This window comes from Variovorax atrisoli 110B (assembly GCF_000382045.1).
Lineage (GTDB): Bacteria > Pseudomonadota > Gammaproteobacteria > Burkholderiales > Burkholderiaceae_C > Variovorax > Variovorax atrisoli.
On the sequence record NZ_KB907455.1, the window covers coordinates 218,151 to 234,491 of the forward strand.

At 69.3% G+C, this 16,341-nt stretch carries 10 protein-coding genes; 3 read left to right on the plus strand and 7 right to left on the minus strand.

The window, feature by feature from the left end; genetic code table 11:
* Positions 1-36: 36 nt before the first annotated feature.
* From G369_RS0118855 to G369_RS0118880, 6 genes are all read right to left on the minus strand, one after another.
* On the minus strand, positions 37-2,520 hold the full coding sequence (locus G369_RS0118855) for a glycogen/starch/alpha-glucan phosphorylase (protein ID WP_019655581.1): 2,484 nt from the start codon (positions 2,518-2,520) through the stop codon (positions 37-39).
* Positions 2,517-4,010: a glycogen synthase GlgA gene (glgA, locus tag G369_RS0118860; protein ID WP_019655582.1), complete on the minus strand. Its 1,494-nt coding sequence runs from the start codon at positions 4,008-4,010 to the stop codon at positions 2,517-2,519. Before glgA ends, G369_RS0118855 begins: the two co-directional genes overlap by 4 nt.
* 23 nt (positions 4,011-4,033) lie before the next feature.
* The gene (gene glgC, locus G369_RS0118865) at positions 4,034-5,356 is read right to left on the minus strand and encodes a glucose-1-phosphate adenylyltransferase (protein WP_019655583.1); all 1,323 of its coding nucleotides are present in this window, start codon (positions 5,354-5,356) and stop codon (positions 4,034-4,036) included.
* A gap of 106 nt (positions 5,357-5,462) precedes the next feature.
* Positions 5,463-7,598, minus strand: coding sequence for a glycogen debranching protein GlgX (gene glgX, locus G369_RS0118870; protein ID WP_019655584.1), 2,136 nt, complete (start codon positions 7,596-7,598; stop codon positions 5,463-5,465).
* An 857-nt stretch (positions 7,599-8,455) separates the two neighbouring features.
* Positions 8,456-10,627: a 1,4-alpha-glucan branching protein GlgB gene (glgB, locus tag G369_RS0118875; protein ID WP_019655585.1), complete on the minus strand. Its 2,172-nt coding sequence runs from the start codon at positions 10,625-10,627 to the stop codon at positions 8,456-8,458.
* Positions 10,628-10,638: 11 nt separating this feature from the next.
* Positions 10,639-12,321 carry an alpha-amylase family glycosyl hydrolase gene (locus G369_RS0118880; protein WP_019655586.1) on the minus strand — a complete coding sequence of 561 codons (1,683 nt, stop codon included), beginning with the start codon at positions 12,319-12,321 and terminating at the stop codon, positions 10,639-10,641.
* 153 nt (positions 12,322-12,474) lie between these two features.
* Between G369_RS0118880 and G369_RS0118885 the strand changes: the two genes are divergently transcribed.
* The 3 genes from G369_RS0118885 (at position 12,475) to G369_RS0118895 (ending at position 15,161) form a co-directional block, all read left to right on the plus strand.
* Positions 12,475-13,947: an NAD(P)-binding domain-containing protein gene (locus G369_RS0118885; protein WP_019655587.1), complete on the plus strand. Its 1,473-nt coding sequence runs from the start codon at positions 12,475-12,477 to the stop codon at positions 13,945-13,947.
* 46 nt (positions 13,948-13,993) lie between these two features.
* Complete coding sequence (locus tag G369_RS0118890; protein ID WP_019655588.1) at positions 13,994-14,503, plus strand: CMD domain-containing protein; 510 nt, start codon at positions 13,994-13,996, stop codon at positions 14,501-14,503.
* Positions 14,504-14,564: 61 nt separating this feature from the next.
* Positions 14,565-15,161, plus strand: coding sequence for a peroxidase-related enzyme (locus G369_RS0118895; RefSeq protein ID WP_019655589.1), 597 nt, complete (start codon positions 14,565-14,567; stop codon positions 15,159-15,161).
* A gap of 3 nt (positions 15,162-15,164) precedes the next feature.
* On the opposite strand, the gene G369_RS0118900 is transcribed toward G369_RS0118895, so the two are convergent.
* Positions 15,165-16,268, minus strand: coding sequence for an NAD/NADP octopine/nopaline dehydrogenase family protein (locus tag G369_RS0118900; RefSeq protein ID WP_244164349.1), 1,104 nt, complete (start codon positions 16,266-16,268; stop codon positions 15,165-15,167).
* Positions 16,269-16,341: the final 73 nt, after the last annotated feature.

Consider the following 16,341-nt stretch of genomic DNA (forward strand, 5'->3'; position numbering starts at 1 on the left):
AGGGGGGCGGCCACACGAAGTGGGCAAGCCTGGGGGTTAGCCAAGTACCACAGGCTTCGTGCGCCAGATCTCGTGCGCGTACTGCGCGATCGTGCGGTCCGACGAGAACACCCCCATCCCCGCCACGTTGAGGATCGCCTTGCGCGTCCACGCGTCCGAATCGCGGTAGAGCGCGTCGACCTCCGCCTGCTTCGCCACGTAGCTCGCGTAGTCGGCCAGCAGCAGGTAGTGGTCGCCCCAGTTCACCAGCGCGTCGTAGATGCCCTGGTAGCGCGAGGGCTCGCCGGGCGAGAAGGCGCCGTCGCGGATCGTGTCGAGCACGCGCTTGAGTTCGGCGTTCTCCTCGTAGATGTCGCGCGGCTGGTAGCCGCGTGCGCGGATGTCGGCCACCTCGGGCGCGGTGTTGCCGAAGATGAAGATGTTCTCGGGCCCCACGCTCTCGCGCATCTCGACGTTCGCGCCGTCCAGCGTGCCGATGGTGAGCGCGCCATTGAGCGCGAACTTCATGTTGCCGGTGCCCGATGCTTCCGTGCCCGCCGTGGAGATCTGCTCCGACAGGTCGGCCGCCGGCATGATGACCTCGGCCAGGCTCACGCTGTAGTTCGGCAGGAACACCACCTTCAGCAGTTTGCCCACGCGCGCGTCGGCGTTGATGGTGGCGGCCACGTCGTTGATGAGCCTGATGACCAGCTTGGCCATCGCATAGGCCGACGCCGCCTTGCCCGCGAACACCACCACGCGCGGCACCATGTCGATCGGCGCGCCCGCGGCCTGCGCGTCGAGGATGCGGTGGTAGCGCGTCACCACGTGCAGCACGTTGAGCAGCTGCCGCTTGTACTCGTGGATGCGCTTGACCTGCACGTCGAACATCGCGTCGGTGTCGATGTCGATCTTCAGGTGCTGTTCCACCCAGTTGGCCAGCCGCAGCTTGTTCTCGCGCTTGGCGTGGCGGAAGGCGCGCACGAAGGCCGGCTGCGCGGCCATGGGCCTGAGCGCCTCCAGCTGCGAGAGGTCGCGCCGCCAGCCCTTGCCGATGCGCTGGTCGAGCAGCGCCGCCAGCGGCGGGTTGGCCTGCGCCAGCCAGCGCCTGGGCGTGACGCCGTTGGTCTTGTTGTTGAAGCGCTCGGGAAAGATCTTCGCGAAGTCCGAGAAGATCGACTGCTTCATCAGCTCCGAGTGCAGCCCCGACACGCCGTTGACCGAGTGGCTCGCGAGCACCGCCACGTAGGCCATGCGCACGCGGCGCTCGCCGGTCTCGTCGACCAGCGAGAGGCGGCGCATCAGGTCCACGTCGTTGCCCACCTTCTGCGTCACCGTGGCGAGGAACCTCGCGTTGATGTCGTAGATGATCTGCAGGTGCCGCGGCAGGATGCGCCCGAGCATCTCCACCGGCCAGGTCTCCAGCGCCTCGTGCATCAGCGTGTGATTGGTGTAGCTGAACACCTTCTGCGTGTGCGCCCAGGCCTCGTCCCACGGCATGCCGTGCTCGTCGAGCAAGAGGCGCATGAGCTCGGGCACGGCCAGCACCGGGTGCGTGTCGTTCAGGTGGATGCTGACCTTCTCGGAGAGCTGGTCGAAGGTCTTGTGGTTGCGCAGGTAGCGGCGCAGCAGGTCCTGCACGCTGGCGCTGCAGAAGAAGTACTCCTGGTGCAGGCGCAGCTCGCGGCCCGAAGGCGTGGAGTCGTCGGGGTAGAGCACGCGCGAGACGTTCTCCGAGTGGTTCTTGCTCTCCACCGCCTGCATGTAGTTGCCGCGGTTGAAGGCCGAGAGGTCGATCTCCTCGGTGGCGCGCGCCGACCACAGCCGCAGCGTGTTGGTGGCCTGCGTGCCGTAGCCGGGGATGATGGTGTCGTAGGCCACCGCCAGCACGTCGTGCGTGTCGACCCAGTCGGCCGCGCCCGATGCGGCGCTGGCGCCCTCGCGCTTCTGCACGTGGCCGCCGAAGCGCACGCGGTAGTTCACCTCGGGCCGCTGGAACTCCCACGGGTTGCCGCGCGTGAGCCAGTAGTCGGGAGTCTCCACCTGCTGGCCGTCGACGATGCGCTGGCGGAACATGCCGTACTCGTAGCGGATGCCGTAGCCCATGCCCGGCACGCCCAGCGTGGCCATCGAGTCGAGGAAGCAGGCCGCCAGCCGGCCCAGGCCGCCGTTGCCCAGCGCTGCGTCGGGTTCGCGCTCGGACAGCGCCGCCATGTCCACGCCGAAGTCGGCCAGCGCCTCGCGCACGGTGTCGTACAGGTCCACCGCCAGCAGCGCGTTGGTGAATGTGCGCCCGATCAGGAACTCCATCGACAGGTAGTAGACGCGCTTCAGGTCCTGGGCGTAGTTGGCGCGCGTGGTCATCATCCAGCGCTCGACCAGCTGGTCGCGCACCGCCTGCGAGGTGGCGTTGAGCCAGTCGTCCTGGCTGGCGGCGACGGGGTCCTTGCCGACCGCGTAGATCAGCTTGTTGGCCACCGCGCGCTTGAAGGCCGCGACGTCGCGGTCGGGGTGGTCGTAGGCGAAGTCCTTGATCGTCATGGGGCACTCCCGGAAGAGGGTTGTTTGATGCTTTGCCGGTACACGTCGATGTATTGCGCGGCGGCCGTGGCCCAGTCGGCCGGCCGGCGCATGGCGTTGCCGCGCACGCGGCGCCAGTCGGGGCCGCGGTCGTAGAGCGCGAAGGCGCGGCGCAGCGCGCGGGCGTAGTCCGCGGCGTCGAAGCGGTCGAACACGAAGCCGGTGGCCTCGCCGCTGGCGAGGTCTTCCAGCGAGCTGTCGACCACCGTGTCGGCCAGCCCGCCGACGCGTCGCACCAGCGGCAGCGCGCCGTACTTGAGGCCGTACATCTGCGTGAGGCCGCAGGGCTCGAAGAGCGAGGGGACCAGCGTCACGTCGCCGGCGCCGAACATCTGGTGGGCCAGCGTCTCGTTGTAGCCGATGGTCACGGCCACCGACTGCGGCGCGGCCGCCGCGCGCTGGCGGAAGGCTTCCTCCAGCCAGGCCTCGCCGCTGCCCAGCAGCGCGAGCTGCCCGCCCTGGGCGAGCAGCGCGTCGAGCCCGCCGAGCACCAGGTGCAGGCCCTTCTGCTCGGTGAGCCGGCTCACGACGATGAAGAGCGGCGCGTCCGGCCGCTCGGCCAGGCCCAGCTGGTGCTGCAGCACCGACTTGCAGCGCGCCTTGCCCGCCATGTGGCGGCCTTCGGGCGTGTGGTAGCCCTGCACCAGCGCGGCGTCGGCGGCGGGGTTCCAGACCTTGTCGTCGACCGCGTTGAGGATGCCGCTCAAGGCTGCGCTGCGCTGGCGCAGCAGGCCGTCGAGCCCGCAGCCCTGCTCGGGCGTCTGGATCTCCAGCGCGTAGGTCGGGCTCACGGTGGTGAGCCGGTCGGCGAAGTACAGGCCGCCCTTCATGAACGAGATCTGGCCGTGGTACTCGAGGCCGTCCATCTGGAACGCGCTGCCCGGCAGGCCGAGCTCCGCGAAATGCCAGGGCGCGAAGATGCCCTGGTAGGCCAGGTTGTGCACGGTGAAGACGCTGCCCACGTGCGGCGCGCCGGACTGCCGCGCGAAGTGCAGGTAGGCCGGCGCGAGCGCGGCATGCCAGTCGTGCGCGTGCACGACCTCGGGCTGCCACTGCGGATCGAGGCCCTGCGCCAGCTGCGCGGCCGCCCATCCGAGCAGCGCGAAGCGGCGGTGGTTGTCGCCGTAGGGCTGGCGCGAGGCGTCCTCGTAGGGGTTGCCGGGCCGGCCGTAGAGCGCCGGCGCGTCGATCACGTAGGCCGCGATACCGGGCGTTCCGTCGATGTCGATGTGCCCGAGCCGCAGCCCGAAGCCTTCGCCCCAGGGCGCCTCGAAGGCGGCCACCGGCGCGAGATCGCGCACGCCGGCCACGATGGCCGGGAAGCCCGGCAGCAGCACGCGCGCGTCCTGGCCGGCGGCGGTGAGCGCCAGGGGCAGGGCGCCGGCGATGTCCGCCAGTCCGCCGGTCTTGAGGAGGGGAAAGAGTTCTGCGCTGACCTGGAGTATTCGCATCGTTGTCCGTGGGTGCTCTCGGGTCAGGTGGCCGCGAGGCGCTTGAGCATCTCACGGGTGACCAGCACGACGCCGTTCTCGGTGCGCTCGAAGCGCGCGGCGTCCGCCTCGGCATCCTCGCCGATCACCATGTCGTCGGGGATCACGCAGGCGCGGTCGATCACCACGCGGTTCAGCCGCGCGCCACGGCCCACCTCCACGTCGGGCAGCAGCACGGCCTCGTTGATCTCGCAGAAGGAATGCACGCGCACGCCCGAGAACAGCACCGAGCTGCTGACCTTGGAGCCCGAGACGATGCAGCCGCCCGAGACGATGGTGTTGACCGTCATGCCGTGGTGGCCGTTGCGGTCGAGCACGAACTTGGCCGGCGGCAGCTGCCGCTGGTAGGTCCAGATGGGCCAGTCCGTGTCATAGATGTCGAGCTCCGGGGTGATGGAGGCCAGGTCGAGGTTGGCTGCCCAGAATGCATCAATCGTGCCCACGTCGCGCCAGTAGGTCTTGGCCTCCGGCCCGCGCGAGGCCCGCGTGACGCACGACATGCCGAAGGGATGCGCCAGCGCCCGGCCCTCGGCCACGGCGCGGGGAATGATGTCCTTGCCGAAGTCGTGGCTGGAGTTCGGGTTCGCGTTGTCCTCCTCGAGCAGCCGGTAGAGGTATTCGGAGTCGAACACGTAGATGCCCATGCTCGCCAGCGCCGTGTCGGGCCTGCCGGGCATGGCGGGCGGGTCGGCGGGCTTCTCCAGGAATTCGGTGATCCGGCGGTCGTCGTCCACGGCCATCACGCCGAAGGCCGTGGCCTCCATGCGCGGCACCTCGATGCAGCCGACCGTGCAGCCCAGGCCGCGCTCGGCGTGGTCCTTCACCATCAGCGAGTAGTCCATCTTGTAGATGTGGTCGCCGGCCAGCACCACCACGTAGTCATGCTTGGTGGAACGGGTCTGGATGATGTCCAGGTTCTGGAACACCGCGTCGGCCGTGCCGCGGTACCAGTTCTCGTCGCCCATGCGCTGCTGCGCGGGCAGCACGTCGACCATCTCGTTGAGCTCGGCGCGCAGGAAGCTCCAGCCGCGCTGCAGGTGGCGCATGAGCGAGTGCGACTTGTACTGCGTGACCACCGCCATGCGCCGGATGCCCGAGTTGAGGCAGTTCGACAGCGCGAAGTCGATGATGCGGAACTTGCCCCCGAAGTACACCGCCGGCTTGGCGCGCCGGTCGGTCAGCTGCTTGAGGCGGGAGCCGCGCCCGCCGGCCAGCACCAGGGCGATGGTGCGACGTACCAGCTGGTGGGCCTGAAGCTCTTGCTGTTGCGGCTGCGAAGGCAGCGCTTGCGGTGTGGGCTTGTCCATCCTGAGTCTCCGTTCGTTTGTTCGTTGGGTGTTCGCCGGGCCGGAATGCGCCGTGATTCAGAGTTTCTTCTGCATCGAGACTAGCACCGTGCCGGGCGGCTGGCTTCTACGTTCTTGCAACCCCGATGCTCGAGAAAGGCACTTGTGCAGTGCCGTCCAGCGCCTGGGGGTGCTCGCCCGGATCCGCCTGCGGATCGGTGCCCAGGCAGAGACGCCACGCGCCCGGCGGCAGCGTGAACGACACGGCCTGCGGCCCGGCGTTCACCATCACCAGCCATGAGCTCGCATCGCCGGCCTGCGCTGTCGTCGAGGTTGTCGTTGCGGTTGTCGTCGTCGTTGTTGTCCCATCGACGAAGTGGATTGCAAGGGCCGTGCCCGTGCCGTTCCAGTCGTCGGGCGTCATCGGTTCGCCGTCGGGGCGCAGCCAGCGGATGCGGGGGAACGAGCCGTCGGGCGGCGCTTCGGCCGGCCACCAGTGCGTGCTGCGCAGGGCGGGGGCCTCGCGGCGCAGCGCGGCCAGGCGCGCGACGAAGGCGCTCAGCACGGCCGGGTCGCTGCCGGGGGCGGAGGTGCCGATCCAGGCGAGCCAGGTGGTGTCGTTGTCCTGGCAGTAGGCGTTGTTGTTGCCCTTCTGGCTGTGGCCGAGTTCGTCGCCGGCCAGCAGCATCGGCGTGCCCTGCGACAGCATCAGCGTGGCAAGCAGCGCCCGCTGCAGCCGCGTGCGCATGGCCAACACCGCTGGGTCGTCGCTCGGCCCCTCGACGCCGCAGTTGTTGCTGAGGTTGTGGCCGTGGCCGTCGCGGTTGTCCTCGCCGTTGGCGAGGTTGTGGCGCTCGTCGTAGCTCACCAGGTCGCGCAGCGTGAAGCCGTCGTGCGCGGTGATGAAGTTGACGCTGGCCGTCGGCGCGCGGCCACGGTGCGCGAACTCGGTGCTGGAGGCCGTGAAGCGATGCGCGAAGCCGCTGAGCCCGGCGCGGTCATCGGCATGCGCCTGCCGCAGCCAGAAGCCGCGCTGCGTGTCGCGGTAGCGGTCGTTCCATTCGAGCCAGCCCGGCGGGAACCCGCCGAGGCGGTAGCCGTCGGGGCCGATGTCCCAGGGTTCGGCGATCAGCAGCGTGCGCGACAGCACCGGGTCCTGCGCGATGGCGACGAAGAAGGGCGCGCGCGCATCGAAGCCGCGCTGTGCGTCGGCGCGCCCGAGCACCGGGGCGAGATCGAAGCGGAAACCGTCGACGCCCATCTCGCAGGCCCAGAAGCGCAGGCTGTCCATCACCAGCTGCAGCACGCGCGGCTCGCCGAGGTTCAGGCAGTTGCCGGTGCCGGCCCAGTTCTCGTAGAGCGAGCGGTCGTCTTCGCGCAGGTGGTAGTAGAGCGCGTTGTCGATGCCGCGCATCGACAGCGTCGGGCCGAGCTCGTCGCTCTCGGCGCTGTGGTTGTAGACCACGTCGATCACCAGCTCCATGCCGCGCGCGTGGATCGCGTCGGCCATCGCGCGGAACTCGCTCGCGGGCGTGGTGCCGGGGCGGCCGCTCCAGTAGCGGGCCTCGGGCGCGAACCAGCCGATGGTGTTGTAGCCCCAGTAGTTGCTCAGGCCCATGCGCAGGAGGCGCGGCTCGTCGGCGCGGTGCTGCACGGGCATGAGGCTCAGCGTGGTGACGCCCAGGCGTTGGAGGTGGTCGAGCACGGCGGGCTCGGCGAGGCCGGCGTAGGTGCCGCGCAGCGGTGCGGGGACCGCGGGGTTGAGCTTGGTCTGGCCCTTGACGTGGAGTTCGTAGAGGACGCGGTCGCCTGGTGCGATGCGGGCGTGGCCCGGTGCTGCGAAGGGGCGGGGAGTCGCTGCCCGGGCCTTGAGGGCGATGGCGGCGTTGTCTCGGGTGTCCCGCTTTTCGGGATGCGCCGGGTCGTGGCCGAGGAAGAGGTCGCTGCCGTCGTAGGTGCCTGTGATTTCGCGGGCGTAGGGGTCCAGGAGCAGCTTCGACGGGTTGAAGCGCTGGCCTGCTCCCGGGTTCCAGGGGCCGTGGACTCGGTAGCCGTAGACGAGGCCTGGCTTGCCGCTGGGCAGGTGGCCGTGCCAGATGCCGTCTGTGCAGGTGGGGAGGCGCAGGCGTTGTTGTTCGTTCTTGCCTGTGGTGTCGAAGATGCAGAGGTCTACGGCTTCTGCTGTGGGGGCTGCTATTGCGAAGTTGACGCCCTGTTGCGAGGGGGTTGCGCCTAGGGGGTACTGATTGCCTGGGCTCAGCATCGTGCTTGCTCTCGATGGGGGTTGCTTCCCGAGGCCGGGACTCGCCCCGGCGGGCGACCTACTTTTCTTTGCTTCGCCAAAGAAAAGTAGGCAAAAGAAAGGCGACCCCGCTGTCTGCGACCCCTTCGCTGCGCTACGGGGCAACCTGCGGTGCTCGCGCTTCGCGGGGTCTCGCCCAAACTCGCTTCGCTCAGACAAGGGCGAGCCCTGATCCGCGAAACGCTGCGCTCCTCGGCGCAGCCAGAGGGGAGGGGAGAGAGTCGGGCCATCGCGTTGCTCGGCCTCCAAGGCACAGCAGGCGCTTCGCGCATACTGTGCTTGGAATGGCTTTCAGGTTGCAGCGTGGCGTTCTCCAGGGGCGCTCGCTGGCGGTACCCACCGGTGTTGGGAACCGAGAGTCGTCTTGCGCACCTCGACCGCATCAGCGTCTCATCCAAGACAACGAGCCTGAACGCAGGCTCGAAATCAATCCGAGGCCCAAATCCCTTGCCGAGCAAAGCGAAGGCCCGTCCAGGCTGCTCAAGAAGCCGAGCGAAGCGATGGCACGGGTCGCTCCCTTCTGGCTGCGCCGAGGAGCGCAGACGTAGGAGGGACAAGGGCCGCAGCTGTCTGAGCGCAACGCAGTGGAGCGAGTTCTGCGGACCCCCTCCTACGTCGAGCACCGCAGGTTGCCCGTAGCGAAGCGAAGGGACGCAGACAGCAGGGTCGCCTTTCTTTTGCCTACGTTTCTTTGGCGAAGCAAAGAAAAGTAGGTCGGCCGCCGGGCCGAGACCCGGCCCCGGGAAACAACCGCCAAACAGAGTCTCACGAAGCCAGAGCAACGAGCAGCCCCCCGAAAAGCAACCCAACCCCAAAAATCAAACCAGCACCCACATCAAAGTACCCAACGGCGGCACATCCACAGAAACCGAATCCGCCTTCCCATGCCAGGCAACAGCCGAGCTTTCGACAACCCCGTTCCCCACACCGCTCCCCCCATACACGACCCCATCCGTATTGATGATCTCCCGGTAAGCCCCCGCAGAGGGAACACCGAGCCGATACCCCATCCGAGGCACTGGCGTGAAGTTGCAGACCACCACCACAAACCCCCCGTCGCGAGCCCAGCGCACGAACGCGAAGACCGACTGGTCCGAGTCGTCATGCACGATCCACTCGAACCCCCTCGCCTCATGGTCGAGCTCATGCAGGGCCGGAAAGTGCCGATACACGTTGTTCAGATCGCGCACCAACCGCCGAACCCCTTGATGCGACGCATGCTCCAGCAGATGCCAGTCAAGGCTGCGGTCGGCATTCCACTCCGCGTACTGCGCGAACTCGCCGCCCATGAAGAGCAGCTTCTTCCCCGGATAGGCCCAGAGGTACCCGTACAGGTTGCGCAGTCCCGCGAACTTCTGCCATTCGTCGCCGGGCATGCGCCCGATCATCGAACCCTTGCCGTGCACCACTTCGTCGTGCGAGAGCGGCAGCACGAAGTTCTCGCTGTGCGCGTACATCAGCCCGAAGGTGATCTGCCGGTGGTGGTGCTTGCGGTAGACCGGGTCGGTGCCGGCGTAGGCCAGCGTGTCGTTCATCCAGCCCATGTTCCACTTGTAGTGGAATCCCAGGCCGCCGTCCTCGGGCGGGCGGGTGACGCCGGGAAAGCTGGTCGATTCCTCGGCGATGGTCACTGCGCCGGGCCGCTCGATGCCGACCACGCGGTTCATGCGGCGCAGGAATTCGATGGCTTCCAGGTTCTCGCGGCCGCCGAGCGCGTTGGGTATCCACTCGCCCGACTTGCGGCTGTAGTCGCGGTAGAGCATCGACGCCACGGCGTCCACGCGCAGGCCGTCGACGCCGTAGCGCTCCAGCCAGTACAGCGCGTTGCCGACGAGGTAGTTGCGGACTTCCGTGCGCGCGTAGTTGAAGATCAGCGTCTGCCAGTCGTTGTGGAAGCCTTCGCGCGGGTCGGCGTACTCGTACAGCGCGGTGCCGTCGAAGCGGCCCAGGCCGTGGGCGTCGGTGGGGAAGTGCGCGGGCACCCAGTCGAGGATCACGCCCAGCCCCGCCTCGTGCGCCGCCTCGACGAAATGGCGGAAGTCGCCCGGCGTGCCGAAGCGCGAGGTGGGGGCATAGAGGCCGATGGGCTGGTAGCCCCACGAGCCGTCGAAGGGGTGTTCGCTCACGGGCAGCAGCTCGATGTGGGTGAAGCCCATGTCGCGCGCGTACGGCACCAGCGTGTCGGCCAGCTCGCGGTAGTCCAGCCACTCGTGGCCGTTCTTGCGGCGCCAGGAGCCCAGGTGCACTTCGTAGATGCTGATGGGCGCGTCGCGTCCGTTGGCGGCGGCGCGGCCCTCGGGCATCTTCACCGGCGCGGGCAGGGGCTGCACCACGCAGGCGGTGTCGGGGCGCAGCTGCGCCGAGAAGGCGAAGGGGTCGGCCTTGCGCAGCACCTCGCCCTGCGCCGACAGGATCTCGAATTCGTAGCTGTCGCCCACGGACACGTGGGGCGCGAAGATCTCCCACACGCCGCACTCGCGGCGCAGCCGCATCATGTGGCGCCGGCCGTCCCAGTTGTTGAAGCTGCCGACCACCGACACGCGCTTCGCGTTCGGCGCCCAGACCGCGAAGGCCACGCCCTTCACGCCGTCGATCTCACGCAGGTGCGCGCCCAGCCGCTCCCACGGCCGCAGGTGCGTGCCCTCGGCCAGCAGCCACACGTCGGTCTCGCCGAGCACGAAGGAGAAACGGTAGGGGTCTTCGAGCCGCGAGGTGTGGGTGTCCCAGTCGACCTGGAACGAATAGCCCATGCGGGCCTCCGCGGCGGGTACGAGGCCGCTGAAGAGGTCGGATTCGGGATGGCGCGTGAGTATCGACAGCGGCCAGCCGGTGCGCGAATGCACCACCGCCACGTGCTGCGCGCCGGGCAGCAGGGCGCGCACGACCAGGCCCTCGGGCGTCTCGTGCGGACCGAGCACGGCGAACGGGTCGCCGTGCTCGGCGCGCATCAGCGCGTGGATTTCGGACTCCGGAAGGGGCTTGACGGGCATGTTGGATGGGCTCAGCTGGGCTCTTCGCCGGCGGGCGCGCCGAAGAAGACGCCGTACGGCGCCAGCTGCAGCATGCGCTTTCCGTCCGCGGTGTGGATGACGGATGTCTCCGCCAGCGGCTGTCCGACAACAGGAGCAATGCCGTGGGGCAGCGGTATCGCTGCCGGCTCGCCGCCGAAGTTGAAGATCGCCTGCATCGACGAAGCGCCGTCGCCGTGCCGCTCGAAGTGCAGCAGCTGCGGCGCCGGCGTGTCGAAGAAGCGGATGGCGCCGGTGCGCAGCAGCGGCTGGGTGCGCCGCCAGTGCAGCAGGGTGCGGCTGAAGGCGAGCATCGAGTCGGGGTCGGCGGCCTGGCGCTCGATGGCCAGCGGCAGGTGCGGGCCGTACACCGGCAGCCAGGGCGTGCCGGTGGTGAAACCGCCGTCGGGTGCTTCAGGGGTCCAGGGCATGGGCGTGCGGCAGCCGTCGCGGCCCTTGAACTCGGGCCAGAAGGCGCGGCCGTACGGGTCCTGAAGCAGCTCGAAAGGCACCTCGGCCTCGGGCAGGCCCAGTTCCTCGCCCTGGTAGATGCTGGCGCTGCCGCGCAGCGAGAGCAGCAGCGCGAGCCAGAGCCGGTCGCGGCGGGTGTCGGGCGCGCCGCCGCCACTCCAGCGGGTGGCGACGCGCGGCACGTCGTGGTTCGAGATCGCCCAGCAGCCCCAGCCGCCGGTGTGCGCGAGCGCGGTGTCGAGCGCCTCGACCTGGTGGCGCAGGTGCGCGGGGCTGTGATCGGCCGTCAGCAGGCTGAAGCTGTAGGCCAGGTGCAGGCGCTTGCCGAGCTCTGTGTACTGGGCCATGACCGGCGGCGCGTTCTCGTCGCCGACCTCGCCCAGCGCCACCGCGCCGTATTCGTCGAGCAGCCGGCGCAGCCCTTCGAGGAACGCCAGGTTCTCGTGCTGGCTCTTGTCGTACAGGTGCTGCTGCATCGCGTACGGGTTGTCGGCGCGCACCGTGCTGACTTCGCCGATGGAGGCCAGCGTGGCCGGCGGGTTGTCGCGCAGCAGCGCGTCGTGGAACTGGTGGTTGCAGGCGTCGAAGCGGAAGCCGTCCACCCCGCGCTCGCACCAGAAGCGCACCTCGCCCAGCAGCGCCTCCTGCACTTCGGGGCAATGGAAGTTCAGGTCGGGCTGTTCGGCCAGGAAGCTGTGCAGGTAGTACTGGCGACGGCGCGAGTCCCACTGCCAGGCCGGCCCGCCGAACACCGACAGCCAGTTGGTCGGCGGCGTGCCGTCGGGCTTGGAGTCGGCCCAGACGTACCAGTCGGCCTTGGGGTTGTCTCGCGAGCTGCGGCTTTCGGCGAACCAGGCGTGCTGGTCGGAGGTGTGCGAGAGCACCTGGTCGATGACCAGCTTCAGGCCCAGCTCGTGCATGCGCGCCAGCATGGCGTCGAAGTCGGCCAGCGTGCCGAAGAGCGGATCGACCGCGCGGTAGTCGGACACGTCGTAGCCGAAGTCCTTCATCGGCGAGCGGAAGAAGGGCGACACCCAGATCGCATCGACGCCGAGGCTGGCCACGTGCTCCAGCCGGGACGTGATGCCCGGCAGGTCGCCGATGCCGTCGCCATTGCTGTCCATGAAGCTGCGCGGGTAGATCTGGTAGATCACCGCGCCGCGCCACCATTCGCTGTTGCTGCCGTCGGTTTTGCTGCTGGCCATGCCGGTCCCTGTGGTCTGAAATCATTGTGGCATGCGAAATCCGGGCCAGTGGGGCCGGTGATGCTGCCGGGTGGGGCGGCCATGCGGGGCGGCGCAGCGCGGCGTGGGGCTTCGCGAAGCTTTCTACACTGGGCGCCGTTCCCGGTTTTCAAAATGACGATTCCCGATTCCGTTTTCCCATCTTCCTCCCTGGCCGCGCTCGAGGCCCGGCTCGCCCAGGACCTCGCCTACCTCGGCTGGCCCGCCCGCAACTGGATGCCCGCTCGGCAGGCCGCCGGCGGCGAAACCATGATCGACGTGGCCATCATCGGCGGCGGGCAGGCCGGCCTCGCCGCCTCGGTGGCGCTGGCGCAGCTGGGCATCCGCGCCGTGATCTTCGACCGCTCGCCAGCCGGCAGCGAAGGCCCCTGGGCCACCACGGCCCGCATGGAGACGCTGCGCTCGCCCAAGGAGCTCACCGGGCCCGCGCTGGGCCTGCCCGCGCTCACCTTCCGCGCCTGGTTCGAGGCCCAGTTCGGGCTGGAGGCCTGGACCGCGCTGGACAAGATCCCGCGCCTGCAGTGGATGGACTACCTCGTCTGGTACCGCCGCGTGATGAACGTGGACGTGCGCAACGGCATGGCCGTGACCGCCGTGCAGCCCCTGCCCGACGCGGCCGGCGTGCGCCTCGAACTGCGCTCCGGCGATGGCGAACGCAGCAGCGTGCTGGCGCGCCGCCTGGTGCTGGCCACCGGGCGCGACGGCCTCGGCGGCCCGGCAGTGCCGGCCTTCGTGAACGCCCTGCCGCGCTCGAAATGGGCGCATTCCTCCGACGAGATGGACTACGGCCGGCTCAAGGGCCTGCGAGTGGGCGTGATTGGCGCGGGCTCCTCGGCCATGGACAGCGCCGCCACCGCGCTCGAAGCCGGCGCCCACAGCGTCGAACTGCTGATCCGCCGCCCCGACCTGCCGCGCGTCAACAAGGGCAAGGGCGCGGGCGTGCCTGGCCTCACGCAGGGGCACTACGACCTGCCCGACGAACTCAAGTGGCGCATCCGCCACTACATCAACGTATTGAACGTGCCGCCGCCGCACGGCAGCACGCTGCGGGTGTCGCGCCATCCCAATGCCTTCTTCAACTTCGGCTGCCCAGTGCTGTCGGTCGAACCGAAGGGCGAGGGCATGGTGGTGTCGACGCCCAGGGGCGATTTCGAATTCGACTTCCTGATCGTCTCCACCGGCTTCAAGGTCGACTGGCCTAACCGCCCCGAGTTCGCCGCAATAGCGCCCCACGTGCGCACCTGGAAGGACCGCTTCACGCCCGCCCCCGGCGACGAAGACCAGGAACTGGCCGATTCCCCCGACCTCGGCCCCGCCTTCGAGTTCAAGGAGCGCTCGCCCGGCGAATGCCCGGGGCTCGCACGCATCCACTGCTTCTGCTATCCGGCGGCGCTCTCGCACGGCACGGTGTCGGGCGACATTCCCGCCATCAGCGATGGCGCAAAGCGACTGGCCAGCGGCATCGCGAGCCTCTTCTACCGCGAGGACTTCGACCAGCACTGGGCCTACCTCCAGGAGTTCGCGGAGCCCGAACTCTTCGGCGACGAATGGACGCCCGCGCTGCCGCCCCAGGAGAGAAATCGATGAGAAGCCGACAAGAGACCGATAAAAGACCCATGAGAAACCGCGAACCATGACAAGCACACCCGTTTCCGATGTGATCGATGCCGTCGTCCCCCTGGCGCCGGACCAGCCCACCTGGGCGCTGCGCCGCCAGCGCGAGAAGGTGCTGGCCGCGACCCAGGGCAGCTATGACGCGATGTTTTCCCCTGCGGTCGAAGGCCTCTCGGTGGCCGAGCGGCTGTTCGTGGCGCTGCACGCCTGCCGCGTCTCGAAGGCCGACAGCCTGGCCGGGCACTACCGCGACCGGCTCGTGGCCGAAGGGGCCGACGCCGCCGTGATCGCGGCCGTCGATGCCGGCAAGCCCGTGGCCGACGCGCGCCTGCAGGCGGTGCTGGCCTTCACCGGCAAGCTGATCGAGCGCCCCATCGAGGGCGACAAGGCTGCCGTGCAGTCGCTGGCCCAAAGCGGCCTGTCGACGCCGGCCATCGTGGCGATGAGCCAGCTGATCGCCTACCTGTCTTACCAGATCCGCGTCGCCGCGGGCCTGAAGGCGCTGGCCGCGCTGGAGGTTGCTGCATGAGCGCCGCGCCGGGCCGCCCCAAGCAAGCTCGCACCGCAGTGCGAAGCACGAAGGTATTCCAATGAGCGCTCCGATCCGCATCAAGGGCTTCACCAACGAAGTGCTCAAGTGGAAGCCGTGGCTCGACACGGTGGACGTCGACACCGCCACGCCCGAGCAGCTCGCGGCGCTGGACGAGATGAGCCCGCAGGCACGCACCTCGCCCTACTTCCTGGTGCTGGCGCACCAGCCCGAGATACTGCTGCAGCGCTCCATCGCCTTCAACGCGATCATGTTCGCGCCGGGCGGCATGCCGCGCGCCGAGCGCGAACTGGGCGCCACGGTGGAGTCGCGCGTCAACGGCTGCGTGTACTGCGCCTCGGTGCATGCCCAGCGCTTCGAGCAGCTGGCAAAGCGCAGCGACGTGATATCGCAGGTGTTCGAGGAGCCCGAGGGCGCCGGCACCACGGACCGCGAGAAGGCCATCGTCGAGTTCTCGATCCGCCTGGGCGCCGAGCCCGACAAGGTTTCGGCAGACGACGTGCGCAAGCTCAAGGAGGTGGGGCTGGGCGAGCTGGAGATCCTCGACCTGATCCACTCGGTGGCCATCTTCGCCTGGGCCAACCGGCTGATGCTCAACCTCGGGGAGCCCGTGTTCCCCGAGACCGACGCCTCCTAGGCCTCATAGGCGCCCGAGCAGGCCGGCGACGGTCTCGTCCGCCAGGCCCAGCGGCCCGACGAGGTCGTTCTCGCGGCGGTAGTCGATGCCGTTGACCAGCGAGGCCGCGTCCACGATGGTCCGCGTGGCGGGCGTGGGCACGCCGGCGATGGCCCCCAGCGCCTCGACGAAGGCCAGGCCGTAGGGCATGTCCTCGCTCAGGTAGCGCGTGTCCGTCTGCGTGGGGCCGGGCGGACCGCCGCGCTTGGCGTGCAGCTCGGCGGCGATGTCGGCGAGCTTTTCTGAGGTGGTGCCGAAGGAGCGCGCGAAGTGCGCCTCGATGGGGCCGAGCTCGATGCCGAAGGCGGCCGCCACGGCGCGGCGCTCGGCATCGAGCGCCTCGATCGCGCGCGACACGCCGGGCGTCATGCAGTGGTACTGCGGCCAGTTCTCGGCGCGCTCGATGCGCGTCCAGTTGAAGACCGCGAGCGGCCCGTGCGACTGCGGATTGACGTTGGCCAGGGCGCTGGCGAGCGCGCTGCCCTGCGCGGAGAAGCCTTCGCCGAAGAGTTCGGTGCACAGCGCGACGGCCTCGTCGACACGTGCGCCGGGCAGCGCGGAGACGCCGACCGCCTTGCGCCGCGTCATCACGCGGACCCGGGTGCCCGACTCGCGGCGCGCCGTCAGCACGGTGGTGCCGAAGCTGGCGACGGTGAGACGCTGCAAGCCCGCGCGCACCGCCGCCTCGTGCAGGTAGAGCGACGACAGCGAGGCCATCGAACTGACGATGACCGTCTGGCCGTCGCGCAGGAAGGGCAGCAGCGCGTCCATCACGCGCCTGTGGCCGTTGACCGGCAGGGCGACCAGCAGCACGTCCGAGGCGGCGCAGAGCCCGGCCGCGTCGTCGGCGACCTCGACGCCCACCGAGAACGACTCGATGCCGCCGGCTTCCAGCGGCTGCGTGCGCAGGGCATCCGCCCCCCGGCCGCCCGGCGACCAGATCGTGACGCCATGGCCCGCCCGCCGCAGCCAGGCCGCGCTGGCCAGCGCGATCGCCCCGGCGCCCGCGATGCCGACGCGATACCGCTTCGCCGCGACCGTCAACGCCGCCTCTCCATTCGGGAACACCGTGGAACCGGCTCGGCCGGGCCACCGTTGCTGCCCCCGGCGAGGGGGCCGGCGAAGCCACACGGAGTGCGCG